Origin of the sequence: Flavobacterium sp. LM4, assembly GCF_002017935.1 — a bacterium.
GTDB classification, from domain to species: domain Bacteria; phylum Bacteroidota; class Bacteroidia; order Flavobacteriales; family Flavobacteriaceae; genus Flavobacterium; species Flavobacterium chungangense.
The window spans coordinates 386125-413090 of the sequence record NZ_MUFW01000002.1 but is presented as its reverse complement, the minus strand read 5'-3'; the positions used below and the strand labels follow the sequence as shown (position 1 = coordinate 413090).

Annotated in this window: 24 protein-coding genes and 1 pseudogene; 7 read left to right on the top strand and 18 right to left on the bottom strand. The window is 32.6% G+C overall.

Annotated features, from left to right (window positions below):
- Positions 1-14: 14 nt before the first annotated feature.
- Positions 15-2123, bottom strand: coding sequence for an ATP-dependent DNA helicase RecG (gene recG, locus BXU10_RS15605; RefSeq protein WP_078228250.1), 2109 nt, complete (start codon positions 2121-2123; stop codon positions 15-17).
- A 328-nt stretch (positions 2124-2451) separates the two neighbouring features.
- Here recG and BXU10_RS15600 point away from each other — a divergent pair, with 328 nt between their 5' ends.
- Entirely contained in the window at positions 2452-3342 is an 891-nt protein-coding gene (locus BXU10_RS15600; protein ID WP_123922027.1) for a hypothetical protein, read from the top strand.
- Positions 3343-3420: 78 nt separating this feature from the next.
- Complete coding sequence (locus tag BXU10_RS15595; protein WP_078228248.1) at positions 3421-3963, top strand: DUF1697 domain-containing protein; 543 nt, start codon at positions 3421-3423, stop codon at positions 3961-3963.
- 64 nt (positions 3964-4027) lie between these two features.
- Here BXU10_RS15595 and BXU10_RS15590 read toward each other — a convergent pair whose 3' ends face one another.
- Both BXU10_RS15590 and kdsA read right to left on the bottom strand, forming a co-directional pair.
- The gene (locus tag BXU10_RS15590; RefSeq protein ID WP_031453457.1) at positions 4028-4882 is read right to left on the bottom strand and encodes a hypothetical protein; all 855 of its coding nucleotides are present in this window, start codon (positions 4880-4882) and stop codon (positions 4028-4030) included.
- 20 nt (positions 4883-4902) lie between these two features.
- On the bottom strand, positions 4903-5721 hold the full coding sequence (gene kdsA / locus BXU10_RS15585; RefSeq protein WP_078228247.1) for a 3-deoxy-8-phosphooctulonate synthase: 819 nt from the start codon (positions 5719-5721) through the stop codon (positions 4903-4905).
- Positions 5722-6064: 343 nt separating this feature from the next.
- Between kdsA and BXU10_RS15580 the strand changes: the two genes are divergently transcribed.
- Positions 6065-6976 (top strand): phytanoyl-CoA dioxygenase family protein, encoded by a 912-nt coding sequence (locus BXU10_RS15580; RefSeq protein WP_078228246.1) that lies wholly within the window; start codon positions 6065-6067, stop codon positions 6974-6976.
- A 42-nt stretch (positions 6977-7018) separates the two neighbouring features.
- On the opposite strand, the gene BXU10_RS15575 is transcribed toward BXU10_RS15580, so the two are convergent.
- The 3 genes from BXU10_RS15575 to gcvT all read right to left on the bottom strand — a co-directional run bounded on the left by BXU10_RS15575 (position 7019) and on the right by gcvT (position 11228).
- Positions 7019-7732, bottom strand: coding sequence for a YebC/PmpR family DNA-binding transcriptional regulator (locus BXU10_RS15575; RefSeq protein WP_078228245.1), 714 nt, complete (start codon positions 7730-7732; stop codon positions 7019-7021).
- 182 nt (positions 7733-7914) lie between these two features.
- Complete coding sequence (locus BXU10_RS15570) at positions 7915-9945, bottom strand: S41 family peptidase (RefSeq protein WP_078228852.1); 2031 nt, start codon at positions 9943-9945, stop codon at positions 7915-7917.
- Positions 9946-10145: 200 nt separating this feature from the next.
- Positions 10146-11228 carry a glycine cleavage system aminomethyltransferase GcvT gene (gcvT, locus tag BXU10_RS15565; RefSeq protein WP_078228244.1) on the bottom strand — a complete coding sequence of 361 codons (1083 nt, stop codon included), beginning with the start codon at positions 11226-11228 and terminating at the stop codon, positions 10146-10148.
- Positions 11229-11483: 255 nt separating this feature from the next.
- Between gcvT and BXU10_RS15560 the strand changes: the two genes are divergently transcribed.
- Positions 11484-12332 carry an NAD(P)H-hydrate dehydratase gene (locus BXU10_RS15560; RefSeq protein WP_078228243.1) on the top strand — a complete coding sequence of 283 codons (849 nt, stop codon included), beginning with the start codon at positions 11484-11486 and terminating at the stop codon, positions 12330-12332.
- A 67-nt stretch (positions 12333-12399) separates the two neighbouring features.
- Here BXU10_RS15560 and smpB read toward each other — a convergent pair whose 3' ends face one another.
- A complete protein-coding gene (gene smpB, locus BXU10_RS15555; protein WP_031453465.1) occupies positions 12400-12855 on the bottom strand; it encodes an SsrA-binding protein SmpB in 456 nt (151 codons plus the stop codon).
- Positions 12856-12924: 69 nt separating this feature from the next.
- Here smpB and BXU10_RS15550 point away from each other — a divergent pair, with 69 nt between their 5' ends.
- Positions 12925-13158, top strand: coding sequence for a VF530 family DNA-binding protein (locus tag BXU10_RS15550; RefSeq protein WP_078228242.1), 234 nt, complete (start codon positions 12925-12927; stop codon positions 13156-13158).
- Here BXU10_RS15550 and BXU10_RS15545 read toward each other — a convergent pair.
- The 11 genes and pseudogenes from BXU10_RS15545 to BXU10_RS15495 form a co-directional block, all read right to left on the bottom strand.
- Positions 13155-13718, bottom strand: coding sequence for a DUF3575 domain-containing protein (locus tag BXU10_RS15545; RefSeq protein WP_078228241.1), 564 nt, complete (start codon positions 13716-13718; stop codon positions 13155-13157). The two genes, BXU10_RS15550 and BXU10_RS15545, sit on opposite strands and share 4 nt — an antisense overlap.
- A gap of 105 nt (positions 13719-13823) precedes the next feature.
- Positions 13824-14372, bottom strand: a complete 549-nt coding sequence (locus tag BXU10_RS15540; protein ID WP_078228240.1) for a GNAT family N-acetyltransferase — start codon at positions 14370-14372, stop codon at positions 13824-13826.
- Positions 14373-14402: 30 nt separating this feature from the next.
- Entirely contained in the window at positions 14403-16133 is a 1731-nt protein-coding gene (locus BXU10_RS15535) for a sodium:solute symporter (RefSeq protein WP_078228239.1), read from the bottom strand.
- A gap of 119 nt (positions 16134-16252) precedes the next feature.
- A complete protein-coding gene (locus BXU10_RS15530) occupies positions 16253-18781 on the bottom strand; it encodes a PIG-L family deacetylase (protein WP_078228238.1) in 2529 nt (842 codons plus the stop codon).
- A 243-nt stretch (positions 18782-19024) separates the two neighbouring features.
- Entirely contained in the window at positions 19025-20098 is a 1074-nt protein-coding gene (arsB, locus tag BXU10_RS15525) for an ACR3 family arsenite efflux transporter (protein ID WP_078228237.1), read from the bottom strand.
- A 1-nt stretch (position 20099) separates the two neighbouring features.
- Positions 20100-20729: a low molecular weight phosphatase family protein gene (locus BXU10_RS15520; protein ID WP_189328099.1), complete on the bottom strand. Its 630-nt coding sequence runs from the start codon at positions 20727-20729 to the stop codon at positions 20100-20102.
- 17 nt (positions 20730-20746) lie between these two features.
- A pseudogene (locus BXU10_RS15515) lies at positions 20747-21235 on the bottom strand (DUF6428 family protein).
- Between the two features lie 57 nt (positions 21236-21292).
- On the bottom strand, positions 21293-21862 hold the full coding sequence (locus tag BXU10_RS15510; RefSeq protein ID WP_078228236.1) for a hypothetical protein: 570 nt from the start codon (positions 21860-21862) through the stop codon (positions 21293-21295).
- Between the two features lies 1 nt (position 21863).
- Positions 21864-22190, bottom strand: coding sequence for a helix-turn-helix transcriptional regulator (locus BXU10_RS15505; protein WP_031453475.1), 327 nt, complete (start codon positions 22188-22190; stop codon positions 21864-21866).
- Between the two features lie 304 nt (positions 22191-22494).
- Entirely contained in the window at positions 22495-23145 is a 651-nt protein-coding gene (nth, locus tag BXU10_RS15500) for an endonuclease III (protein WP_078228235.1), read from the bottom strand.
- Positions 23146-23161: 16 nt separating this feature from the next.
- The gene (locus tag BXU10_RS15495) at positions 23162-24031 is read right to left on the bottom strand and encodes an alpha/beta fold hydrolase (RefSeq protein WP_078228234.1); all 870 of its coding nucleotides are present in this window, start codon (positions 24029-24031) and stop codon (positions 23162-23164) included.
- A 132-nt stretch (positions 24032-24163) separates the two neighbouring features.
- On the opposite strand from BXU10_RS15495, the gene BXU10_RS15490 reads away from it, so the two are divergent.
- Positions 24164-25591: a glycogen synthase gene (locus BXU10_RS15490; protein WP_078228233.1), complete on the top strand. Its 1428-nt coding sequence runs from the start codon at positions 24164-24166 to the stop codon at positions 25589-25591.
- Entirely contained in the window at positions 25581-26861 is a 1281-nt protein-coding gene (locus BXU10_RS15485) for a glucose-1-phosphate adenylyltransferase (RefSeq protein WP_078228850.1), read from the top strand. The genes BXU10_RS15490 and BXU10_RS15485 overlap by 11 nt, the downstream gene beginning before the upstream one ends.
- Positions 26862-26966: the final 105 nt, after the last annotated feature.

The following is a 26966-nucleotide window of genomic DNA, read 5'->3' as shown; positions in this document are numbered from 1 at the left end:
ATAATACTGGATTATCAACTAATATAGTTCCAGATGCTTTTTTTCTTTGTAAGTTCAATGAAAACTGCTTTTAAAGTAGCGTGTTCAGTTTTTTGTAACGGAGCATCTTCTTTTAAAATTTTCATTGCATAATTTCTGGCCAATGACAAAATATCGCGATCGCGAACAATATCGGCAATTTGAAGATTTAATACACCGCTTTGCTGAGTTCCCATTAAATCGCCCGGTCCACGAAGTTTAAGATCAACTTCGGCAATTTCGAATCCATCATTGGTTTGTACCATAGTTTCCATTCGGGTTTTGCTATCGGAACTTAATTTATGGCTTGTCATCAAAATACAATAACTTTGTTCGGCTCCTCGCCCTACACGGCCTCGTAATTGGTGTAGTTGTGATAATCCAAAGCGTTCGGCACTTTCGATAATCATAACACTTGCATTTGGAACATTTACACCAACTTCTATTACCGTTGTTGCTACCATGATATTGGTTTTTCCTTCAGAAAAGCGTTTCATTTCGGCATCTTTATCGGTTGGTTTCATTTTACCATGCAAAATAGAAATTGAATACTGAGGAAGCGGAAAATCGCGTGAAATACTTTCGTAACCATCCATAAGATCTTTGAAATCCATTTTTTCTGATTCCTGAATCAGTGGATACACGATATAAATTTGTCTTCCTTTTGCAATTTCGTCACGAAGAAATTTCCATACTTTTAATCTGTTACTGTCAAATCGATGAACCGTCTGGATTGGTTTTCTTCCCGGAGGCAATTCATCAATTACAGAGATGTCTAAGTCGCCATACAGACTCATCGCTAAAGTTCGGGGAATAGGAGTGGCAGTCATAACCAAAACGTGTGGCGGAATTTCATTTTTCTTCCATAATTTTGATCGTTGCTCAACACCAAAACGATGCTGCTCATCAATAACCGCTAATCCTAAATTGTGAAATTTTACCTTATCTTCCAGCAAAGCATGAGTGCCAATCAAAATGTGTAAACTGCTATTTTCAAGCTCTTCATGAATAATTTTTCTGGCTGAAGTTTTAGTTGATCCGGTTAGTATTTTAATATTAATGTTTAATGTTTTAGCTAATTCAGATAAACCAATGAAATGCTGATTGGCAAGAATTTCAGTAGGAGCCATCAAACAGGCCTGAAAGCCATTATCAATTGCCAAAAGCATACTCATAAACGCAACAATAGTTTTTCCTGAACCAACATCTCCTTGTAAAAGTCTATTCATTTGAGCATTACTGCCCATATCGGAACGAATTTCTTTTACAACTCTTTTTTGTGCATTTGTGAGTTCAAAAGGTAAATGATTTTGATAAAATTCATTAAAATAAGTACCAACTTTTGTAAAGGGATGTCCTTTTATCTTGTGCTTCCGAATTAGATTTTTGGTTATTAATTGTAACTGGATGAAAAATAATTCCTCAAATTTTAAGCGAAACTGTGCTTTCGCCAAAGCATCTGTACTTTTAGGGAAATGGATATTGAATAAGGCTGCTTTTTTAGAAATTAATTTTAATTCTTCAATTAAGTAAGAGGGAAAAGTTTCAGTAAATAAAACTTGCGTTTCGATGAAAAGCTGTTCCATCAGTTTGTTAATAGTCCTGTTTGAAATACCTCGGTTTGACAAGGTTTCCGTTGAAGGATAAACCGGTTGCATAGCTGAACGAAGGCTTTTTTCGTGCTCAGCAAATAATTCAATTTCCGGATGTGCCATGCTAAACTGGCTTCCATACAAAGAACATTTTCCAAAAATAACATACACTTCATTTAGTTTTAAACTCTCTCTAATCCACTTGTGTCCCTGAAACCAATTAAGTTCAATTTGTCCAGTGTCATCAACAAAAGTCGCTACCAGGCGTTTTTTGTTTTTTGCAAATTCTACCGTTTTTATATTGATGATTTTTCCAATAATCTGAACTTCAGTGCCAGTATTTTGAAGCTCATTTATTTTGTAATAACGTGTCCTGTCAATGTATCTGTTTGGAAAAAAATTAACTAAATCTCCATATTTATGAATTCCTAATTCCTTACGAAGTAACTGACCACGGCTTGGGCCAACGCCTTTTAAGTATTCGATTGGGGTATCAAGGAGATTATTGGACATTGTTTTTTATACGTTTAGATTTTAGAATTTTCAATTGATAGAATGAAGAAAACAGTTGATATATTTGGTCTGTTTTCTTTGTGTTATATATTTTTCTTTCCTTAAGCGAAGATAGATTTTAATTAGGAATTTTAAAACAGGAAGATTTGAACTCAATAATTATTTTTATAAAAATAAATAAGAATTTTCTTTTTATAAAAAAAATATATAGTAATCTTGTACTGTAAATATTAAGCTATCAAATAACCAAATTTTAGTAACCGCAGAGAAAATGAAATCAAAACCAGTTTTTTTTATATTCCTTATAGTAATGGGGATAAATTATAAAATGATAGCGCAAACTCCAATTGTGTCTATTACATCTAAAACAAACGATGACAGAAGTATTGACTTATCATATACAAAAGACAAACCTGGGACATATACAATAAGTTTAGAATTTGCCAATGTAGAGAACTGCGATATAAGCAATTATAAAACAGAAGTTAGGGGTTATTCCGGTAACTTGTATAGATTAAGACCACTCGATAAAGGTAGAGGAATTAGATATTCTATGAGATATTATACTGTCATGGGAGAACTTAATCCGAAGATTGATACTTTGTTTCGTTATACACTTCCTTTTAAAAACGGAAAAAAAGTAAAAATTTATGAAGCCGGAAATATAGGAGAAAAATATTTGGGACAGGAGAAAGCTTTAAATTGGAAGTCTTATGTAGTTCATTCAGAAAAACCAGATACGATCTGTAGTATGAGAAAAGGAATTGTAGTACGGGTAAAAAATGAATATGATGATAATTCATCAACCAATGCTCATTATACCAGCATGAGAAATTCAGTAGTTGTAGAACATGCAGATGGGACTTTTGCAGAATATAAGGGCTTTAAAAAGAATGGAATTTTTGTAAAGTTAGGAGAAACAATTTATCCACAAACAGAATTAGGAATAACCGAAAAGTATGATTTAAAATCCTACCGACTTGATTTTTCAATTTACTATTTATCTGATATCGCTTTGAAAGAAAACCGAAATCAGACATTAAAAGGATATAAAAGCAATTATAAATATTTGATGCCTAATTTTGTTACACAAGATGGTGAAAATACAATTGAATCTAAAAAAGAATATATAACCTCTGCAAATGAAGCCATTATAACACAAGAATTTTCACGTTCAGAAAAGAAAAAATATGCTAAAGAGCATGTATCTGCTAAATGATGCAAAAATTTAAAATTTCTAAATCTGATTTAAGTTTTAGAAAACAATATCTTTGAAGTATTAAAAAAGATAAAATTAATGACAACTCACTTAGCACTTTTACGAGGAATCAACGTTTCAGGTCATAATATGATAAAAATGGAAGCATTAAAGACAATGCTCGAAAATATAGGTTTTACCAAAGTTAGAACTTATCTGCAATCCGGAAATGTGTTTGTTGATACAGAAGAAGAAAGTGCTTCGAAAGTAGGATTCATGATCAAACAGGAAATTTTTAAGGTGTTTGGACATGAAGTACCCGTGGTGGTTATTACCAAAGAAGATTTGGAGCTGTGTTTTAAAAATAGTCCATATTTGAAAGAAAAAGATGTTGATACAAAAAAGCTATACGTTGCATTTGTCTCTATTGCTTTAAAAAGTGAAAATATAAATGATTTAAAAATAAGTCAGTTTAAACCAGACGAAGCCAGAATTGATGATAATAGAATATTTATCAAATATGCAGTTGGGGCCGGAAAAACAAGATTTGACCAAAAATACATTGAGAAAAAGCTAAACGTAACGGCAACAATCAGAAACTGGAATACAGTAACTAATTTGCTAAAAATGTATTCTGAATAACAAATAAAAAAAAGCAGAATCCAAATTAATTGAATTCTGCTTTTTTATTATTGTTTATGCCTTTTTAAATTCTGAATATACCTCCAAAAGCAATGATTCGCTGAAAGAAGAAAAAGTCCTGAAAAGCACTATCGTCATTACTTGCCGTAGTTTTGATATCCTGCATATTAATATAACCGCCTTTAAGTTCTCCCTGTACATAAAAATGTTTGAAAAAGGTAATATTAATACCCGCTTTTGCAGAAACTCCATAACCGGAAACATGAAAATCATCGTGACGTTCTTTTCCTAAAAGCATTGTATTTGTTTTAGGGTATAAAATTCCACCACCCAGGCCTTCAGTTAGATTGATTTGAACTTTGTCTGTATTTGGCAGATGAAATAATTTTGAAATATCATCAAATCTAGAAACTTCTGTGTTTACATAATTCAAACCATCCGTATGTTCATAAGTTAAGAACGTTTCATCAGTAAAGTCTACAGGTGTGTTGTTATAAGTAGTGTTGTCATACTGAGAACCAGTATTATTAATATAACCGGTGACATTTGCTATTTGATTTTGGTTCATTACATATTTCATGTGATCTACTCCAATGGTTACACTGTAATGATCACTAAAAAAATAACCCAATCTCAAATTAGTTTGAGGGATAGTCATTCGGGATGGATTAACATAATCAACATGCCATCCTTTTGGTTTATCATGTGCAGACATATCATGAACCGTGAATTCATAATCTTTTCCTCTGAAGGTTACATCAGATTTAGAGTAACTTTCTCTGTTACCGCCCCATGAAAAAAAGAACTTTCCTTTGTTATGTGCTGTGTATTTATCTTGTATTGCGATTTCATCCTGAGCAAATGTATTTACAGCAAAACACATTAAAAAGAAAGGCAAGAATAAAAAATTATTTTTCAACGAACTAAATTGTATAAAATTTAAAATGAATTTACTGTTTTTCTAATGGCAACTAATTTGGTCATTAATCCTTCAAAATAGTCTAAATGAAGCATATTGGCACCATCACTTTTAGCATTTGCAGGATCAAAATGAGTTTCGATAAAGATACCGTCAACACCCACAGCAATACCTGCTTTGGCAACAGTTTCAATCATATCAGGTCTGCCTCCCGTAACACCAGCAGTTTGATTTGGCTGTTGCAATGAATGTGTTACATCCAAAACTGTGGTTGCATATTGCTGCATAGTAGGTATTCCTCTATAATCAACAATCATATCCTGATAACCAAACATAGTACCACGGTCTGTAACCATAACATTTTCATTATTACAATCCAGTACCTTTTGTACAGCATGCTTCATGCTTTCAGGACTCATAAATTGTCCTTTTTTAAGGTTAACTACTTTTCCTGTATTTGCTGCAGCCACTACCAGGTCGGTTTGACGAACCAAAAAGGCAGGGATCTGCAAAACATCTACATATTGTGCAGCCATATCAGCGTCTTCATTCGTATGAATATCTGTTACGGTTGGAATATGAAAAGTTTCAGAAACTTTTCGTAAAATTTTTAATGCTTTTTCGTCACCAATTCCGGAGAAACTGTCAATTCTGGAACGATTGGCTTTTTTAAACGATCCTTTAAAGACATAAGGAATTTGAAGTTTGTCGGTAATACCAACTAATTTTTCGGCAATTCTGAGAGCCATTTCTTCTCCTTCTATAGCGCAGGGACCTGCCAACAAAAAGAAGTTTCCACTTTCAGTGTGTTTAATTTGTGGAATATGTTGTATGTTCATAATATGAATTTTTTGACAGTGCAAAGGTAGTTATGATTTACGATTTAAGGTCTAAGAATTATGTTTTTTTTAAGAAGCTATTCCTGCTATCCATTACAATATTTTTCTCTAAACCTTTTTTTTTCTAAATTCTGGTAGGATCTTCCTCTGGTCGCTCTGCAAAAACAAGAAAAATAAGTTTTCTCAAAAAATGATTTCCATTTCTATCAGTGCTGGGGGTTTTAGTGGTATTGCAATTTAGTTATAGATAATTTTTCAAATTTCAAAAAGTTAATAGATATTTTTAGTAAGAATAGTTATTGAATTTTATTATTTTAGCTTTCTAACAATTTTATCGAAAATTATGGAATGGACTCTTTTTGAAACACTTTGGAAACGTACATTAGATACAGAATCTGCCACTGACAATTCTACATGGAACGAAGAAATAGAAATGTTATATAGGTTAGGTATCAGTATGGAAGATACGCTTCAATATTTGTATTTCAGGAAACCTGATTTTGAGTCTTTTAAAAATTGGGTACTAGAAAATAAAAAAGAAATAAAAAATATAAAATTAGTTGATTCTGAGGATGTTATTTCAAAAGAAGATCTTGATTTTTGGGATGAAAATGGATATGTAATAGTAAAGAAAGCAATTCCAATATCTGATTGTATGGAAACTCAAAAAGCCATTTGGAACTTTCTGCAGATGAATCCTGAGGACAGAGAAACATGGTATAGAAGGCATCCGGAGCAAAAAGGACTTATGCTTAATTTTTTTAATCATCCCACTTTAAATAAAAACAGATCATCTTTACGGATACAAAAGGCTTATGAACAGCTTTATAAAACAACAAATATTTATAAAACAATAGATAAAGTAAGTTTTAACCCTCCTGAATCTAAACACTTTAAATTTTTAGGAAGTGCGCTTCATTGGGATGTTAGTTTAAAGCTGCCGATACCATTTGGATTACAAGGTCTTTTATATCTTACAGATTGTGATGAAAATGAAGGCGCATTTCATTGTGTACCTGGATTTCATAGAAAAATAGAGCAGTGGCTTGGGGATTTAAGGCCAACGGACAATCCAAGACGTGTAGCTGAAGAAACACTAAAACCAGTTGCTATAACAGGAAATGCAGGGGATTTTATTATTTGGCATAAAGCCCTCCCTCATTGTGCTACTCCCAATCGTGGTTCATTGCCAAGAATGGTACAGTATCTTACCTATCTTCCTGATGGTTACAAAGAAGACTCAGAATGGATTTAATAAAGAGTAAAAAGCTCTGGATTTCCAGAGCTTTTTAAAATATTACTCTTCTTTCATAGTATGATAAACGTTCATTACGTCATCATCTTCTTCGATTTTTTCAATTAGTTTTTCAACGTCAGCAATTTGGGCTTCAGTTAATTCTTTTGTGATTTGTGGGATACGCTCAAAACCTGAAGATAATATTTCCAAACCTCTATTTTCCAATTCTTTTTGTAAAGCGCCAAAGCTGCCAAAAGGAGCGTATATTAAGATTCCGTCTTCATCTTCAAAAACTTCTTCGGCTCCAAAATCGATTAATTCTAATTCTAATTCTTCGGCATCAATTTTACCTTTTGCAATACGGAAATTACAAGTGTGATCAAACATGAATTCAACCGATCCCTGAGTTCCCATTGTACCGTTGCATTTGTTAAAATAGCTACGAATGTTGGCAACTGTTCTATTGTTATTGTCAGATGCAGTTTCAATTAAAATTGCAATTCCGTGAGGCGCATATCCCTCAAACAAAATTTCTTTATAGTTGGCAGTATCTTTATTACTTGCATTTTTTATAGCGCGCTCCACATTGTCCTTAGGCATGTTAGCTGCTTTTGCATTTTGTATTACAGCTCTTAATCTGGAGTTGGCATCCGGATTTGGACCACCTTCTTTAACAGCCATAACAATATCTTTACCAATTCGGGTAAATGTTTTGGCCATTGCTGACCAACGTTTCATTTTTCTTCCTTTTCTAAATTCGAACGCTCTTCCCATTACTGATTTTTTATTTTGAGATGCAAAAATACAGTTATTCCTTATTTTTCCAAAATCAAAACTCTATTCTTTTTTAAATTATGTTATATCGTAAAGAAAAGGCCAAAAGTTTGGGTTGAGTTATTTTTCTTATTTAAATGGTAAAACAGATTAAAATTGTGTTTTGTAGCGGAAGGCTGAATTTATTTTGAAGTATTAAATTCATTAATAATATTTACAGCTTCGTTTAAGTAAGGATTTGTCTTGAGATTGTCAATTTGGTATTGATTGATTGTTTTTTCGGCAGGATAAACACCTAATAAAAACTGATTGACTGTTGAATTATAAACATCCAACGGATTGTTATCATCCTTAAAAGTATTAATTTCTGTCCATAATTTATTTCTAATGATTTTTTGTTCAAAAACAGAATCGAGTGTCATTGGGACTTCTGATTTTGGAACATTTATCATTTTGTCAATTTTTGAATTGATTTCTTTGATTTGTTTAAAATAAAAATTATCGGCCAGTCTTGCTGAGCTGTTTTTCGCAATTTTATCAATTAAAGCTCTTTTTACATACGGTCTGTATTTTAATGACGGGATAATACTGTCGTTTTTAATTGCAGTTGGAAAATTACTTTCTTTTTGGTAAACATTTTCATAAAATTCCGGAAGTACGACATCTGGTGTAACTCCTATATTTTGATGGCTTTTTCCCGTAATCCTGTAAAATTTATTAATGCTAATTTTTAAAAAATCTGTAGTCGTATTTTCATCAAGTGGAATAATGGTTTGCATTGTGGCTTTTCCTAGTGTATTGCTTCCTAACAATAAAGCGCGGTTGTAGTCCTGCAATATTGAAGCAAAGAATTCGCTGGCAGAGGCTGTGTTGCTGTTTACTAAAACTACGATAGGACCTTTGTATATAAGACCTTTGTAAGGATCATCAATTACGGATCTGTTCTGTTTATTATCTATAACTATTGAAATTGGCCCGTAATCAATAAACATTCCGGACAATCTTATGGCTTCTTCCATAGAGCCTCCGCCATTATTAATTAAATCGATTACAAGACCTTTTATATTATCTCTTTCAAGTTTTATAATTTCGCGGGCAACGTCATCAGCACATCCTTTTCTTTCATTTTGATTCAGATCTGCGTAAAAACTCGGAATTTTAAGATAACCAATTTTACTGTTTTTGCCTATAACGAAACTATAAACAGAATTATCCTCGTCTTTCATGATTTGTTTCTCGATATAAACCTCAAAACTTTTGCCTGAATTTCGCTTTAAAGTAAGTGTAATATTTTTATTTGACTCAGATGAAATCATAGTAGAAACTGATTCTAATGAGGAACATGAAATTTGTAAAGTGTCTTTTTGATTGGAAATTGAAACTATCTGATCTCCCTTTTTAATCTGTCCTGTTTGAAAAGCCGGTCCATTTGGGTCCAATTCTTCAATAATGATTTCATTTTTTTCATTCAGTTTTAAGCTCATTCCCAAAGAAAAATGTTCTTTTGAAAGTGAGGCTACAAAACTGGATTTTGAATCATCACTAAAGTAGGCAGTGTGAGGATCAAAATAAGTACAGAAAAAGTTATAAAGGTTTTCCTGTTGTGTGTCTTTTCTTTCTAAGAGAGTGTTGATTCTGCAAATTTCGTTTGATAAAACAGTGGTTCTTGATTGTAATTCAATCGATTTAAAATTTAATTTGATAGAATCGAGATCATTACTTGTTTCAGTGATGTTATCCAAAATTTGATAGCGGAGTTTTTTTTGCCAGACTTTTTCCAGATCCTCTTTTTTTAGATAAAACGTAAATGCTTTTTTGTAAAACCGGATAGTATCTTTTTTATTGTAATCAATTGGTACGGCTTGAATTTTCTCTAAAACAGTTTTCGTTCGTAAAAGTCCATTTGTGTATTTAGCATTGATATCATATAAAAAATTACAATCTCCTTTTAAGACTAAATCATCTAAATTTAATCTGTATTTTTTGGAGAGCTCGTCATATTCTGATTTCAAAAAAATATTTCTGGAAGGGTCTAATTCATCCATTAGATTGTCAAAAATATATACTGATAAACTATCATCCACAGGCTTTGGTCTAATGTGTTCACTTTGAATTAGTGCATTTATTTTGGTAAGTATTTCGCACGTTTGATCGCTATTTTGACTAAATAGAATGTTCGTTGTAAGCAGAAATATCGATAATGCTTTTTTCATATTTGTGAATCTTAGATTAAATTTACGTTTAATTTTTTTATAAACTGTTACATTTTTTCTAAATATTCCTAATATCAAAACTATGTATTTTAGTAAAAAAGGATTTACAAAAATAGGCTAAAATCATTTTATCGATAAATTTAAAACAAAAAAATGCACTACAATTAAGTAATGCATTTTAAGTTATGGATATGACTTAATTATTTCTTATAAAAAGGTAATTTTACAACTTTAGCAGCAACATCATTTTTTCTGATTCGGATAAAAATCTCGCTGTCAATTGCACTATGATTTACAGTCACATATCCCAAACCAATTCCTTTATTCATTGATGGTGACATAGTTCCGGAGGTAACACTACCAATTACAGCACCGGTAGCATCTACAATTTCGTAATCATGTCTTGGAACAGCGCGTTCCTGCATTTCAAATGCTACCAGTTTTTTAGAAACGCCTTCTTCTTTTTGCTTTTTCAGGCTTTCTGAGTTTGTAAAATCTTTATTGAATTTTGTAATCCATCCTAAGCCTGCTTCAAGAGGAGATGTTGTATCATTAATATCGTTTCCGTACAAACAAAATCCCATTTCAAGACGTAAAGTATCACGGGCAGCAAGTCCAATTGGTTTGATACCAAAAGAAGCTCCGGCTTCAAAAACTTTATTCCAAACCTGTTCAGCTTCAATATTTTTACAGTAAATTTCAAATCCTCCGGAACCTGTGTAGCCGGTAGCAGATATGATTACATGTTCAATTCCTGCAAAATCAGCCACTTCAAAATGATAATATTCAATTGCTGACAAATCTATTGAAGACAAAGATTGCATAGCTTCTACCGCTTTTGGTCCCTGAATTGCCAATAATGAATAATCATCTGAAAGATTTTTCATGTCAACCCCTAAATCATTATGAGATGAAATCCAGTTCCAGTCTTTCTCAATATTTGAAGCATTAACTACTAATAAGTATTGTTCTTCTTTCATTTTATAAACAATCAAATCGTCTACAATTCCGCCTTCATTATTAGGTAAACAGGAGTATTGTGCTCTCCCAATTGTAAGTGTAGCAGCATCATTTGAAGTCACTTTCTGAATTAGAGCCAAAGCGTTCGGGCCTGTTAATAAAAACTCTCCCATGTGCGAAACGTCAAAAACGCCCACACTGTTACGAACCGTTTCGTGTTCAGCATTAACACCTTCGTACGTAATTGGCATATTGTAACCTGCAAAAGGCAGCATTTTTGCTCCTAAACCTTCATGTATGTGCGTAAGCGCAGTATTTTTCATTTTATTGTTTTATAAAAATTGAGATGCAAATTTATTTAAAAAATATCTAAAATAAGGCGTCTAAATTATAAATTTCGCAATGATTAGGAGCTGTTTACTTCTTTAGTTCGCTTTTAGCTCGTGCCCTGTTATTCGCTATATCTTTTTGTTTTGAAGAAAAAACAAAAAGGATGTCACTACTACCAGGGCTACGGCTCTATGCTTATAATAACTTGTATTCAGTTTTTATGTAACTTTAAATATTAAATTGCCTAAATGAAAAAATCCTATTTAATCACAAAAGAAGAAATTCTTAAATTTTACAAAACTGTAAATTCATTAACACACAAAGGACTTCAGGGACATGGAGTTATCATTGCCGGAAGTTATGGTAAAATAGGGGCAGCAGTTCTGGCTTCGAAATCGTGTATCAAATCCGGCTGTGGACTTGTGACGACTTTTATACCAAAGTGTGGTTATCAAATTCTGCAGATTTCAAATCCTGAAGTTATGGTTCTCACTGATGAAAATACAAATTTCATCACTCAGATAAATTTGCCTTTTATTCCGCAAGCAATTGGAATCGGGCCCGGAATAGGGAAGGATCTGGCTACACAAAAGGGTTTGTTTGAATTTTTGAGAGTGAATAAATTACCCTTGGTTCTTGACGCTGATGCTTTGAACATTTTGTCAGAAAACCAGTCCTGGCTTGAACTGATTCCTGAGAAAACAATTTTAACGCCACATCAAAAGGAGTTAGAGCGTTTAATAGGTAAATGGGACTCCGAATCTCATAAATTTGAAAAAACAATCGCTTTTTCAGAACAATATAACGTTATTATAGTGATGAAAGGAGCACCAACTTTTATTATAAATGAAACTACTGTCTGTCAAAATACCACCGGAAATGCTGCTTTGGCAACGGCGGGAAGCGGAGATGTACTAACCGGAATTATTACTAGTTTGATTGCTCAAAGTTATCAGCCCCTTGAGGCAGCACAATTGGGTGTTTTTCTTCACGGATTGACGGCTGATATTGCTTTACCCCAAACAGGCTATCAATCTTTTATTGCCTCGGATATTATTAAAAATCTTGGAAAAGCTTTTTTGAGTCTTGAATATTAAAATTAACCTCCAGTAATTTATAAAAAAAAAGCAATACTCATCATATTGCTTTATTATAGAAAAAAGACTAATTGAAAGCTTTTTTAATTCGGTCCAAATCACGTTTCGTGTCCTGTTCTTTCAGGGATTCACGTTTATCGTAATTTTTCTTTCCTTTACAAAGACCAATTTGTAGTTTGGCAAGTCCTTTTTCATTTGTAAATAATTTTAGCGGTACTATAGTCAATCCTTTTGCCTGAACACTTTTTTGAAGATTTTTTAACTCTTTCCTGTTCAATAGCAATTTTCTCTCACTTCTTGATTTATGATTGAATTGATTTCCAAAGGCATATTCTTCGATATAGGTATTAATGGCAAAAAGCTCATTATTACTAAATTCACAAAAGCTTTCGGTAATATTTGCCTTTCCTAATCGAATGGATTTAATTTCAGTTCCGGCCAAAACAATTCCGGCAGTGTAGGTGTCGATTATTTCATAATCAAACCTGGCTCTTTTATTCAGTATATTGACAGTTTTTAACATAGATGACAAATTTAAGAACAAATATATGAAAGAGCAATTGTTTTTGTAGAAATGATATAAATTTGCAGAATGGAAAATCAAAAATCAAAAGATCCTTTACACGGAATTACACTTCAAACGATAGTAGAAAAATTAGTTGATTATTATGGGTTTGATACTTTGAGTGAATTAATTTCGATAAAATGCTTTACTGAAAACCCCAGTATAAAATCAAGTTTGACTTTTTTAAGAAAGACAGATTGGGCTAGAAAAAAGGTAGAAGAATTGTATGTGAAATCACTATCTAAGTTTCCTGAAAATTAATTTATTTTGTAGGAAATCATAATTCCCCCTCCGTATGGAAGCCATTCACCACTTTTATTCCAATTTTTTATGTTTTCATAACTTCCGGGCGTTCCATCATTATAATGACCTTTATAAAAGCCGTGATGCCAGCCTCCTCTAATAAAAATATCTAATAAAAATTTATTATTTAGTTTTTTATTGTAACCAATTGTGGCTCCAATTCTGTAGCCCATTCCTTTCTCATAGCGATTTGGGAAATCATTCCAATAATCACATTTTTGAAGTTCATAACTATCAAATCCCATATGGCCTCCAGCATATAAACCATCATATTTTTCTTTAAAATGGTATCGTATTTCAGGTGTATAAGTAATAAACTTCATTGGTTTTTTGCCATCAACTGATTCCCAAAAGGAAGCCATTATATCAAAGCTAAAAGTAGTTTTTTCTCCAATACTGGTTTCTACTCCTACATTTGGAACAAGAGCAAGTGCTGTAAAAACATTAAATTTTACATATGTTTGACTTTGTACGCTACCAGAAAATATAAAAACAATTATAAAAAGTATTTTTTTCATGCTTAAAAGTTGAAAACAGTAAAATTATCTTGTTTTGCCTGTAAATATAATGGAATTTAATAATGATAATTATATTTTTTTTAAGCATTCATTATTAATGAAATTTTAATTATTCAATAGTGAATAAATTACCTTATCCAGAAATTTTCCTTCATAAAAGTCAGATTCTTTAAAATGAGCTTCTTTGACGAAATTGCATTTTTGTAAAACCTTTTCAGACGCAAAATTCTCAGGATCAATTACGGCTTCAATTGAGTGTAGTTTTAAATCGTTAAACCCAAAAGTAATTAATCGTTGTACTGCCTCTGTAATAATTCCTTTTCCGTGAAAATCAGGAAGTAATATATAACCTATTTCGGCTCGGTAATTTTCAGGCTGCATTCTGTAATAACCAATAATACCAAGGAGTTTAGAGTTGGTTTTTAAAGTAATTCCCCAATTAATGCCGGTATTTGTTACTATTTTTTCTTCAATCATTGCAATATGTTCGAGCGCGTCTTCACTAGATTTTACTAAAGGTCTGGGAATGTATTTCATTGTTTCCGGATTAGAACGTAATTCAAAAACTTCATTTACATCGTCGTTTGTAATTTGTCTTAAAATCAAACGATCTGTTTCTATAACCGGAAACGGAGTAAAATTAAAATTCAGCATATTCAGTGATATTATAAAAAGCAAATAGAACTATAACTCGCTCAACTCATTATTTTTTCTTTTAAAAAAAGAAATTTGCATAAATAATGATAATAAGATCGTTAGGATTGCACCAATAAAATTCAACCATAAGTAACCTAATTTTTCCTCACCACTAGGGTAAATGTATATCATAAAGTAATAAATGACGAAAATAGTAAACTGGCTAATAATTGCACTATAGAACATTGGTTTTGCCTGAACGCTTCGCAGATAAAATCCAACCAAAAAGATTCCCAGAACCGTACCATAAAAAATAGAACCAATTATGTTAACCAACTGAATTAAATTCTCAAATAAAGTACCTACACAAGCAAAAAGTATAGCAACAATTCCCCAAAAAAGTGTGAAGAATTTGGTTGCATTAAGATAATGTTTTTCAGACTTCTCTTCTTTTAGATTTCTCTTATAGATATCAATTGCAGTAGTTGAGGCCAAAGCATTTAAACCTGAAGCTGTTGAAGACATCGCTGCCGAAATAATAACAGCAAGCAGTAATCCAATAAGTCCTTTTGGCAAATAATGTAAAATGAAATGAAAAAACACATAATCTTTATCATTGGTTTCGCTATTGCTATCAGCTTTAGAAATCAATTCTTTTGCCCGGTCTCGCAGATCTTTTTCCTTGTTGGATAATGTGACTAATTCTTTTCGAAGAATAGGATTGTCATAATCCTGATTTAATTGTTCAATATACAAAAGATTGATTACTTTTTTATCTTCAGATAGTTTATTTAGTTTGATTTCCAACGCATGATATTGGTCTTTGAAAGCAGATTTTTCAATAACAATTTTATTATTCGGATTAAAGTTTAAAGGAACGGGATTGAATTGAAAAAACACAAAAACCATGACTCCCGTTAGTAGAATAAAAAATTGCATAGGAACTTTTAAAAGACCGTTCATAATTAATCCCATTTGGCTCTCCTTAACAGATTTTCCAGATAAGTAACGGCCAACTTGTGATTGATCAGTGCCAAAGTAGGCAAGCATAAGGAAAAAACCACCTGTGATTCCGCTCCAAAAAGTATATCTTTCTTCAGGATCAAAAGAAAAATTTACAATATTCATCTTGTCATTTGCACCGGCTATATGCATGGCACTTGAAAAAGTCATATCCTGTGGCAAATAATGTAGAATTAGAAAAAAAGTAATAAACATTCCGGACATAATAACAAACATTTGCTGTTTTTGAGTCACGTTTACAGCTTTTGTTCCTCCTGAGAAAGTGTAAATGATAACCAGTACACCAATAATAATGTTCATGAAAGTTAAATTCCAGCCTAACAGAGTTGATAATATAATTGCAGGAGCATAAATGGTTAGGCCAGTTCCTAATCCTCTTTGGACTAAAAAAAGAATAGCAGCTAACGAACGGGTTTTTACATCAAATCGTTTTTCCAGAAATTCATAGGCGGTAAAAACTTTGTTTTTATGGTATAATGGAATAAATGTCAAACAAATGACAATCATAGCAATAGGCAATCCAAAATAAAACTGTACAAAACCCATTCCGTCATGATAAGCCTGTCCCGGTGTAGACAAAAAAGTAATGGCACTTGCCTGTGTCGCCATTACTGAAAGCCCTACAGTATACCACGGTGTTTCGTTATTTCCTAAAATAAAGTCTTCGACATTTTTGCTGCCTTTGGTTTTCCAGGATCCATATCCTACAATGAACAGAAGGGTAACAATGAGTACAATCCAGTCAAATAGCTGCATAAGTTATGAGTATAATTGCATGATTAAGAAAAAAATAATAATGTAAACAGCATTAGCAACTAATACATAAGTATAGCTTTTTTTCCATTTTTTTTCTTTTTTAGTTTCCATTTTGAGTTTTAGTTTTTTAATTCCTGTTTTGGAACCTCTATGGGTTGTTTTAACGATATAATATTCGAAAGTAATCGATAAGCACCGGGAACACCTTCAGGCAATTCTCTAAAAAAGCTCAGGCCTGTGTAAATGTAGTATCCTTTTCCATATGGAGCCACTAACAAAGCACCATTTTTTCCAGACTCACCTTTATCATGGGAGGATATAATAGGAGTAAAAGCAGAATCGAACTGGTTAGGATAATATAATCCTTGTTCCTGTGTCCAGCCTTCAAAATCTTTTGTACTGATTTTATTTGGAATATTTAAAACCGGATGATTTGGGGCTAAAAAAGTAATTTTCGCATTTTCTTCTGTAACACGATCATTAGAAGGTTTAAGCGGGTAAGGAGCTATCTGGTCAGTAATTAATTTACCATTAGTGTTGTATTGTACAATCATAGTTTTGCCACTTTTTACAAAATCAAATAGAATAGATTGTTTATTAGCCAGAGCAGTTACAGTGTTATAGGCACGAATTCCGGTAATGACAACAGCAAATGAATCAAGTTTTTCAGGAGTAATTTCTTCTGGTTTTAAAATAGTTACTTTATAACCCATCTGTGCTAAGCTTTCAGGAACTTCATCACCTGCACCCATAATATAGCCAATAGCACCACCACTTGTTTTTAAATCAATTTTTAAAAATTTTGATTCAGCAGATTTTAAAACCATTTGTTTGGTAATATGCGCAAAATCAATGACAGTTTCATCTTTGTCAAAACGTTGATTGTTAATAATTGCAACGCTTTTAGCAATAGCTTCTTCAAAATTTGATGGAGGTGTAACTTCAAAATAAAATGTTTGTTCCATGCCTTTTTTATCCAAAGAAAACGGAATTAGTTTTGGAGAAACTATCCAGCTTTTAGGCAGCTCAAGTTGCAAATCTCCCTTAATACCATCTTTTCCGGCACGTACTTTTACCGGTACCAATTTACTTTTATTATCTTTAAAAATCAGTACTTTTTCAAGAATTGAAGTAGTTACTTCTGGTACAATATCCAGAAAATTGTACATTTCGCCTTTTACACCGTCGTTATATTTATATACTACAGTTCTTTCAAACGGAATTTCAATACCATTAATTTTTACATTAAAAACAACTTTTACATCTCTGATAATATCGGGAATTCCTATGATTTCCTGCTTAGAAACGGTATACATTCCAACACTAGCTTTTTCTTTCAGCCAATAAGGTTGTGTATATTCCATAGTCTCGGGAAGCTCAATTTCGAGTTTTAATCGTTGGTCGTTATTGTTTTTTAAGAAAAGTTTATATTTAACCGTGGTTTTGTTATCCGGTAAAGAAGTTAAGCCTGTCAATTGCATTTCAACTGAAGATCTGTTGATTGCTTCAACATTTAATTTAATAGTGCTTCCTGGTGTTGCTTCCTGTTCTTCGGCAACTGCTTCTAAATATAGGCCTGCACTGGATGCGATGATGTTTTTTATAGCATCCGATTTTAAATCTTTCCAATGAGTATCTTCCAAAGACTGAATCATATCATAGGCACTTACCAGATCAGGAATACTGGCTGATGGATTGTTGAAATTATAATTGGCAATAATTTTTGAAATCAGTTCCCCAATTGGTTTTCCGTTTTTGACACGGTTCCATGTAGTGTCAATTCCATCAAATAAATTGTTGCGGTCTTTTGGTTTCTCTCCATTTATCAGTTCCAGATATTCAGTTTCGTTACCACGGCTTCCTGTACTTCCAAAACCTTGCGATTGATGACGGCTGCGGCTTAAAGCTGCAATTTCCTGATTAGATTTTCCTGTTCCGGCATAGTAAACACCAGTTTCCAGTGTAGTAAATTTAGTTTTATCAGCAGCATCAAACTTTTCCTGACTGCCATAAAACCACCACGACGGATTAAAAAACTGTCGTTTCACCTGCCATGGATTTACATATTCTAATTGTTCAGGATATATTTTAGGATTATTTGTTAAATCAAAACTCTCAACACTCAGCATTGCGGATGAAGTATGATGTCCATGAGTAGTTCCTGGGGAACGATGATCAAAACGGTTAATGATTACATCTGGCTGGAATTTTCTAATGGTCCAGACAACATCGGCAAGTACTTTGTCTTTGTCCCATATTTTTAAAGTTTCATCAGGGTTTTTAGAAAAACCAAAATCATTCGCACGAGAAAAAAATTGTTCCCCGCCATCAATTTTTCTGGCTTCAATTAATTCCTGAGTTCTAATTACACCCAATAATTCACGTAATTGAGAGCCAATTAAATTTTGTCCACCATCGCCACGTGTTAGAGATAAATAACCGGTTCTGGCATTTACTTCATTGGATAGATATGAAATTAATCGCGTATTTTCATCATCAGGATGTGCTGCAATATACAGTACAGATCCTAAAAAGTTTAATTTTTGAATTTGATTATAAATTTCAACAGCATTAGGTTTTTGTGGCTGTTGAGCAAAAGAAATTTGTATACTGATAAAAAAAATTAAAAAGAGCTGAGTTTTTCGCATAGCGTGATTCGAATTTTTGAAATAGCTCCAAAAATACTAATAATATCTGTGTACAATATTTAAATGATATGTTAATGTTCAATTTATTTCAGATTTAAAAGATACTTTATTGTCTTTAGGAGCTATTTCCAGCTGTACACTATATCTTTTGTGGCAAACGCTGCCACAAAAGGATGCCGTTTCCATCTGGGCTAAGGCTTTAGGCTTAATTAGAAATTGATTAAAAACTAATATTTTAAAACTTCAATAATTGGATCTAAAAAAATACTTTTTTCTAAACCAAAAAGCAACATTCACAAGTGCAATCAATGCAGGAACTTCTACTAATGGACCAATAACACCTGCAAAAGCCTGTCCGCTGTTAATTCCGAAAACACCAATGGCTACCGCAATTGCTAATTCAAAATTATTTCCTGTAGCTGTAAAAGCAATCGCAGCACTTTTCGAATAATCGGCACCAAAATACTTTCCGATAAAAAAGCTAATGACAAACATGACAACAAAATAAATCACCAAAGGAATCGCAATTAGAAGTACATCCATCGGAATTTCAACAATCAATTCTCCTTTTAAACTAAACATAATCACAATCGTAAACAGTAAAGCAATCAAGGTAACAGGAGATATAAAGGGAACATATTTATTCTGAAACCATTCTTCTCCTTTAAGTTTTACCAAGCTATAACGACTTATACTACCAAGTACAAAAGGAATTCCTAAATAAATGCCTACGCTTTCTGCAATTTGCCCAATGCTTATATCCACGTTAAATCCTGTATACCCAAAATAAGGAGGTAAAATCGTGATAAAAATATAGGCGTAAACACTATAAAGCAAAACCTGAAAAATACTGTTTAAAGCGATTAATCCTGCGGCATATTCACGGTTTCCATCAGCCAGATCATTCCAAACCACAACCATTGCAATGCAGCGAGCCAAACCAATAAGTATCAAACCAATCATGTATTCCGGATAGCTTTTTAAAAATAGAAGCGACAGTGCAAACATCAATATTGGTCCAACTATCCAATTTAGGAATAATGAAGCGCCAAGGATTTTTGTATTTTTAAAAACTTCTCCCATGTTTTCATATTTCACTTTTGCCAAAGGCGGATACATCATCAAAATGAGTCCAATTGCTAACGGAATATTGGTAGTTCCGCTGGAAAAGGAGTTTATAAAATTTCCGCTTGACGGAATAAAACAGCCAATAGCAACACCTATTATCATGGCAAGAAAAATCCAGACTGTAAGAAATCGATCCAGAAAACCCAGTTTTTTTCTTTCGGCAACCGGAGTACAATGATTTATAGCCATATTATTTTTTTATTTGAGAGAAAACATAAAACATTTCAGTTGCAATTTGAAGACTGCGTTCCTGATATTTCTCAGTTTGCTGTGCTGTATTATCAAAAGCTTTTGGATCTTCAAACATAATCGGAATTCTGTTTTCTGCCCCTGCAATAAACGGACAGCCTTCGTCAGCCTGTGAGCAGGTCATAATTGCAGCAAAACCACTTTCAGGATTGAATATATCATCATAAGTTTTAGAAAAACCAATAATTGGAGATGCATTCTCAGCAAATTTTATGGCATAAACGGGATTGTTTTCCTGAGAAAGTTTTTGAATTTTAAAACCTGTGTTTTCTAAAACTTCAGCAACTTTTGGAAACATTGCTGTAGCTTCCGTTCCTCCCGAATAGCAAAAAATATTTTTGATTCTGTAATAATGGGCTGCCGTTTGCGCCCAAATTTGCGATAAATGACTTCTTCTGGAATTGTGTGTACAAATTAAATTCAGGCGAATATCTTCTTTACTGTCAACTTTAAACTGAATAAAATCTATAAGCGGCTGCAAAATATTTTTGCGTTCAAAGTCAATTCCATCAAAATCAAAAGATAACACGGTTTGTTCAATTTCAGGAAATAAGATTTCTTTATTTAGCATTTTCTTAGATGTAAAAATTAGCAGCAGCTTCCGCCAGGAGTGCAGGAATTAGTGTTGTCTGTATGAAGTTGGGTAAGATTCAATTTAGATTTTTCTTTAGGAGTTCCACAATTTTCCTGAGCCAAACAAGCCGTTTGCTTATTAAGAAGTTGAAAATCTTTACCATTAAAGTCTAAATCATATTTGCCAATAGTATGGTCTTGGTATTCTACTTCAATTTCAAAATCTTCAATTTCAAAATCTTCAATACCCAAAACCTTTTCCGAAAGCTCGATAATATGAATGAGTTTTTGTGGTTTTAAGCGATGTTCAAAATCATTGGCATCTCAAAGCTGAAAATTAACAACAGTTTCTTTGCGAACCGTTCCGCCACAATCAATAAAGTTTTTGGTAATTAAACCAACTTCGGTTACATGAAAATATTCCGGAACATAGCTTCCGTTTGGTAATTGAAAATTTACTGTTTCAACAGTATTCAGTATTTGTTTGATTTCTGAAAGTTTCATAATCTTTTATTTAATTGTTTATTGCAATATTGCGATTTTTGTTGCGAAAAAAAGTTTTTAACAACACTTAAGTTGGATTTTTCTAAAGTAAAAATTGAATCCAGGTATATAAACCAAAACATGTAGTAAGCCTATTAAAATTGAACCAGGTAAGATATTTAGAACAATTATTTTAAAAAGATTATAACTTTCAAATTCCTGAAAATTATTTTGCAAGCTCATCATGCCTTCTTTTGTAAGATTGATTTTAAGAACTAGAAATACAGCAAGACCGGCAAAATGAAAACCATTTACCAAAAGATGTATCATATACTCCCAGCGAGGTAGACCACCCATAAATTCCCGACTGTCTTTTTCTACAAATGCATCGATAGTCATTATAAAAATGTCCAGAAGAATAAATAGTAAACCTATAATAAATAGTTTGTTATTTTCGATGCTAATAAACAATGTATAAAGAATACCTGAAAATAAAAAGGCTCTTATAGTATGCATGAGATGCTCAAATTTACTCTCTTTATTTTCATGCAAACGATATTTATAAAGATGTAAATACAATCCATCAAACAATGCTAATGCTGAATATAAGATTAATAATATTATACAGATAACAAAAGCAATTTCCATATTAACAGCATTTTTGATTTGTAACAGTCAGGATAATTTTAGAAAAGTATTCCTTTAAGGTATCAAATGTTTTTTCGTCGATACAATAGCAAATCGAATTTCCTTCAATGTTTCCTTTGATGAGACCTGCGTTTTTCAATTCTTTCAAGTGTTGAGAAACTGTAGGTTGTGCAAGAGGAAGTTCATTTACAATATCACCGCATATACAAGTATCTACTTTTAATAAGTATTCAATGATGGCAATTCTGGCAGGATGCCCCAATGCTTTTGCAATTATAGCAATCTGATTTTGCTTATCGGTAAAATGATCTGTTTTAGTTGCGCCCATTATCTTATTTTTATATTGCAATATTACGATATTTTTTTTTTGAAAAAAAACTGATGATGACATTTTTTTATATCTAAAGAGATAGGTTAACCCGTTGGGTGAATTGATTAAAAAAATTGATTTGATTATAAAAAGTATAAAATCGGGAGTAAAATATCATTTATAACTTAAGGAATTAATGTCATCCTGAGCGGAGTCGAAGGCTTTTGAATACGAAAGGGCTTCGACTAAGTTTATCCTGAGCGAAGACGAATGGACTCAGCCTGACACTTATTTTTAATTTCACCCAGCGGGTATAGTTCAATCAAATTCCATTTTTAAGATGTAGAAAATAATAACAAATATCATTCAAAACGCATTCTTCACATTTAGGTTGTGGCCGACAGATTTCCCTGCCTAAAAAAGAAATTGCCATACCAATTTCTGACCAGATTTTCTTTGGTAAAGCTTCCATCAATTGTTTTTCTACTTTGTTGCCTTCCTTGCTTTCCTGTGCAATTCCAAGTCTGGGAGCAACACGAATTACATGCAAGTCAGTGATAATGCCTTCTGCAGGCTGATCGGTTTCCCTTAAAATCACATTGGCAGATTTTCTTCCTAAACCTTTCAAAACGGTAAGTCCATTCATGGTGAGTGGAATACTTTTGTCATCTTTTATGGTTCGGGCAATTTCTAAAAGCCAGTTTGTTTTGGTAGCATGATTACGAACTTTGCTGACGTATGGTGTAAAAGTTTCTGAATCTGCTTTTGATAAACTTTTTAATGTTGGGAATTTAGTAAACAGATCTGGAGCTATATTGTTGATATTCGCATCAGAATCCTGCGCTGATAAAACAACCATTACCAATAACTGATATGTGTTTTCATAATTCAAAGGATGTTTTTTGCCCTTATATTTTTTTAAAATGGGTTTTAAATCTTGTTCCCAATTTCTTTTTTCTCCAAATAAATCCATGTCAATTTCAATTTAATTATTGTTGTTCTCCAATGAATTCTGAAATTTTTTTGATTACATCATGACTTCCTAGAATTTTGCGGTGTCCTAAACCTTCAGTTAAGTATAAACTACCGTTTTGAAGATTATTATGAATGTGAATTCCAGCTTTTACAGGAACTTCCGGATCATTTTTGTCATGAATTACCAAGACTGGAATTTCTATTTCTTTTGCGGCTTTATACGCCGAAAAATCATCCATCTTTACCTGATATTTTTTTTCAAAGTAATTACGCAAACGAACACTAATTTCGGGTTTTAACTTTAATTTAGAAATAAAATCATCCAAAATATTCTGTACAATATCACCACTTCCAATGATTACAGCTTTTTTAACTCGTAAGCCGTTTTTGAGTGCATTCAAAACCGACATTCCACCTAATGAATGACCAATAGCAATTTCAAAAGGACCATATTGGTTTTCAATTTCTAAAATCGAGGCTATAAATTCAGACATTATAGTAGTACTGCCTTTAGATTTTCCGTGGGCAGGAGCATCAAAACTCACAATTGAATATCCATTTTCTAATAATGAATCAGCGATTTTGAACAATTGCGTTCCCCTTCCTGACCAACCGTGTACCAGCAATATTTTTTTATTTTTTTTTCCATATTCATAAACCGTAATATCTTTATGTATAGCAGGAATATGAAGTGTGTTTTGGATACTTTCTGAATCCATTTTTAATTCTCTTTTCGGAATTTTATGTTTTATTGGTGTTGTAAAAAGTTTAGCCGCATATAGCGTAACGAGTTTATGGGAAATAATCGCACATAATTTGACAGAAACAATAATAAAGAATGGGATTTTTAGAGATTTTGTAGGATTTGGTGTTTTTTTTGGCATAATGATAAATTTTACTCCAAGGCTAAATTTTATTTATTTTTTCCTAAATTTAAAAAACATAAAAGTACCACAAATTATCAGAGTTTTAATATTAATAGACTCCAGTATCAATTTTATAAATAGAAGTCTTACATGAAAATATTTCATATTAGTGCTGAGTGTTATCCAATGGCAAAAGTGGGCGGTTTGGCCGATGTTGTTGGCGCATTACCTAAATACCAAAAAAAAGCGGATCATGAAGTCAGGGTAGTAGTTCCATGTTATGATACTAAATTTAAAAATGAAAATGTTTTTGAAACGGTATATTCCGGTAATGTTGTATTAGGGAATTTTGATTTTCCATTTAATGTCTTAAAAGAAGCAACAGATAAATTAGGATATGAATTGTATCTGATTGAAATAAAAGAATTATTTGACAGGCCAAATGTTTATGGTTATGAAGATGACATTGAACGCTTTGTATCCTTTCAAATTGCTACTTTAAACTGGATTTTAGAGGAGAATATAATTCCGGATGTCATCAACTGTCATGATCATCATACAGGATTAATTCCGTTTATGCTTCTGTATTGTTATAAATATGAAATTCTAAGTAATGTTAAAACCGTTATTACTATTCATAACGGATTGTATCAGGGATGGTTTAATCATGATAAAATGAATTATATCCCGGAGTTTGATGTACGTCATGCCGGTTTTCTGGAATGGGATAATTGTTTGAATTCGTTGGCAGTAGCGATTAAATGTGCTGGTGCAGTGACTACTGTTTCTCCAAGTTATCTGGATGAAATTAATGTTTCTGCAAACGGACTGGAATCATTATTTAATAAAGTTCGGATCAAATCAAGAGGAATTTTGAACGGAATAGATATCGAAGTATGGAATCCGCTAACTGATAAAATGCTGGAAGAACATTATTCTATTGAAAACTTTGACTTTGGAAAACAAAAGAATAAAGAAAAATTGTGTGAGCGATTCGAATTAGATTCTGCTAAGCCTTTGTTTAGCTTTATCGGCAGATTGTTTGATGAAAAAGGAGGTGATCTTTTGCCTCAAGCTTCGGCGTTGTCTTTGTCTGAGAATTTCGAAAATTTGAATATCCTGATTTTAGGATCGGGAAATCCTGATATTGAAAGTCAATTAGTTCAGTTAAAAGAAGAATATCAAGGAAATTATAATGTTTTTATTGGTTATAATGAAGAATTAGCGCATTTGATTTATGCAGGTTCAGACTTTATTTTAATGCCTTCAAGAGTAGAGCCTTGCGGGTTAAACCAGATGTATGCTTTGAGATACGGAACCATTCCAATAGTAAGAAGAACTGGTGGTTTGCGGGATACAGTAATTGATTTTGGTGATAATGGAAACGGAATCTGTCATGATCAGGCTTCGGTTGAGGATGTTTGCTATTCGATTAATCGAGCTGTAAAATTATATACTGATAAGAATCATTTCAATCAAATAATAAAAAGAGGGATGGCTACAGATCATTCCTGGGAAAGAGTTTGCCAAGAATATATCGAAATATATAACCAAATAATTGAAAAAAATGAAAGTTAACAAAAAGGGAGTCGTTGCTATTATTTTAGGAGGTGGTCAGGGATCACGTTTATATCCATTAACAGAAACCAGATCGAAACCAGCTGTTCCGATTGGTGGAAAATACAGATTGGTCGATATTCCGATATCCAATTGTATCAATTCGGATATTTTTAAAATATTTGTTTTGACCCAGTTTAACTCGGCTTCATTAAATGCGCATATTAAAAACACTTTCAATTTTAGTATTTTCAGTCAGTCATTTGTTGATATTTTAGCTGCCGAGCAAACTCCTGATAACCCAACCTGGTTTCAGGGTACTGCAGATGCTGTTCGTCAGTGTATGTCACATTTTTTAAAACATGATTTTGAATATGCTTTAATACTTTCCGGAGATCAGTTGTATCAAATGGATTTTAATGAAATGCTGGACGCTCATATTGCTGCCGATGCTGCGATTTCTATTGCGACGTTGCCAGTAAATGCAAAGGATGCTCCTGAATTTGGAATCTTAAAAACCAATAATGAAAGCTGCATTGAAGCTTTTATCGAAAAACCAAATGCTTCACTTTTACCAGAATGGGAATCGGAAGTAAGCGAGCAAATGCAGGCTCAGGGAAAAAAATACCTGGCTTCTATGGGAATTTATATTTTCAACCGCCAATTATTGGAAGATTTGATGTCAGATCCTGATACCAAAGATTTTGGTAAAGAAATTATTCCGCAAGCTGTTGGTAAACATAAAATCCTGAGTTATCAGTATGAAGGATATTGGACAGATATTGGAAATATAGAATCCTTTTTCGAAGCAAACATTGGTTTAACTGCAGATATACCAGAATTTAATTTATTTGATAACGATAACAAGATTTTCACACGCCCAAGATTATTACCGCCATCAAAATTCAGAAATTCAAATATTAATCAATCGCTAATTTCTGAAGGCTGTATCATCAATGCACAGGAAATAAAAAGTTCTGTAATTGGCATACGTTCCAGAATTGGTGACGGAACTGTTATTCAGCATTCGTATGTAATGGGGAATGATTTTTATCAGGATCTCGATGAAATGAATCAGGACACTATAAATAATAAGATACATATTGGAATTGGAGAAAATTGCTTTATAAAAAATGTTTTAGTTGATAAAAATGTACGCATCGGAAATAATGTCTATATTAACGGAGGTAAGCATTTAGAAAATTTCACTAATGAATTATACAGTATTAAAGATGGTATTGTTGTCATTAAAAAAGGAGTGGTGCTTCCGGATAATTTCAGGATAGATTAATTTTTAGTCCTTTAGTAAGTAGTGATTAGCGAGAGGTAATTACTAGGAAAAATCATTAAAATAAATGAACTGTTACTAAGAACCATTATTACTCATCAATAAACA

Excerpts from the sequence above, each read along its gene's own strand:
- BXU10_RS15535 (WP_078228239.1), bottom strand. The coding sequence starts at position 16,133 with ATGCAGCTATTTGACTGGATTGTACTCATTGTTACCCTTCTGTTCATT.
- BXU10_RS15575 (WP_078228245.1), bottom strand. The coding sequence starts at position 7,732 with ATGGGAAGAGCGTTCGAATTTAGAAAAGGAAGAAAAATGAAACGTTGG.
- nth (WP_078228235.1), bottom strand. The coding sequence starts at position 23,145 with ATGGATTTATTTGGAGAAAAAAGAAATTGGGAACAAGATTTAAAACCC.
- BXU10_RS15580 (WP_078228246.1), top strand. The coding sequence starts at position 6,065 with ATGGAATGGACTCTTTTTGAAACACTTTGGAAACGTACATTAGATACA.
- BXU10_RS15550 (WP_078228242.1), top strand. The coding sequence starts at position 12,925 with ATGGAAAATCAAAAATCAAAAGATCCTTTACACGGAATTACACTTCAA.
- BXU10_RS15540 (WP_078228240.1), bottom strand. The coding sequence starts at position 14,372 with ATGCTGAATTTTAATTTTACTCCGTTTCCGGTTATAGAAACAGATCGT.
- gcvT (WP_078228244.1), bottom strand. The coding sequence starts at position 11,228 with ATGAAAAATACTGCGCTTACGCACATACATGAAGGTTTAGGAGCAAAA.
- BXU10_RS15505 (WP_031453475.1), bottom strand. The coding sequence starts at position 22,190 with ATGGGCGCAACTAAAACAGATCATTTTACCGATAAGCAAAATCAGATT.
- BXU10_RS15485 (WP_078228850.1), top strand. The coding sequence starts at position 25,581 with ATGAAAGTTAACAAAAAGGGAGTCGTTGCTATTATTTTAGGAGGTGGT.
- BXU10_RS15595 (WP_078228248.1), top strand. The coding sequence starts at position 3,421 with ATGACAACTCACTTAGCACTTTTACGAGGAATCAACGTTTCAGGTCAT.
- BXU10_RS15520 (WP_189328099.1), bottom strand. The coding sequence starts at position 20,729 with ATGCTAAATAAAGAAATCTTATTTCCTGAAATTGAACAAACCGTGTTA.
- BXU10_RS15510 (WP_078228236.1), bottom strand. The coding sequence starts at position 21,862 with ATGGAAATTGCTTTTGTTATCTGTATAATATTATTAATCTTATATTCA.
- BXU10_RS15545 (WP_078228241.1), bottom strand. The coding sequence starts at position 13,718 with ATGAAAAAAATACTTTTTATAATTGTTTTTATATTTTCTGGTAGCGTA.
- BXU10_RS15560 (WP_078228243.1), top strand. The coding sequence starts at position 11,484 with ATGAAAAAATCCTATTTAATCACAAAAGAAGAAATTCTTAAATTTTAC.
- smpB (WP_031453465.1), bottom strand. The coding sequence starts at position 12,855 with ATGTTAAAAACTGTCAATATACTGAATAAAAGAGCCAGGTTTGATTAT.
- recG (WP_078228250.1), bottom strand. The coding sequence starts at position 2,123 with ATGTCCAATAATCTCCTTGATACCCCAATCGAATACTTAAAAGGCGTT.
- kdsA (WP_078228247.1), bottom strand. The coding sequence starts at position 5,721 with ATGAACATACAACATATTCCACAAATTAAACACACTGAAAGTGGAAAC.
- BXU10_RS15600 (WP_123922027.1), top strand. The coding sequence starts at position 2,452 with ATGATAGCGCAAACTCCAATTGTGTCTATTACATCTAAAACAAACGAT.
- BXU10_RS15490 (WP_078228233.1), top strand. The coding sequence starts at position 24,164 with ATGAAAATATTTCATATTAGTGCTGAGTGTTATCCAATGGCAAAAGTG.
- BXU10_RS15570 (WP_078228852.1), bottom strand. The coding sequence starts at position 9,945 with ATGAAAAAAGCATTATCGATATTTCTGCTTACAACGAACATTCTATTT.
- arsB (WP_078228237.1), bottom strand. The coding sequence starts at position 20,098 with ATGGCTATAAATCATTGTACTCCGGTTGCCGAAAGAAAAAAACTGGGT.
- BXU10_RS15495 (WP_078228234.1), bottom strand. The coding sequence starts at position 24,031 with ATGCCAAAAAAAACACCAAATCCTACAAAATCTCTAAAAATCCCATTC.
- BXU10_RS15530 (WP_078228238.1), bottom strand. The coding sequence starts at position 18,781 with ATGCGAAAAACTCAGCTCTTTTTAATTTTTTTTATCAGTATACAAATT.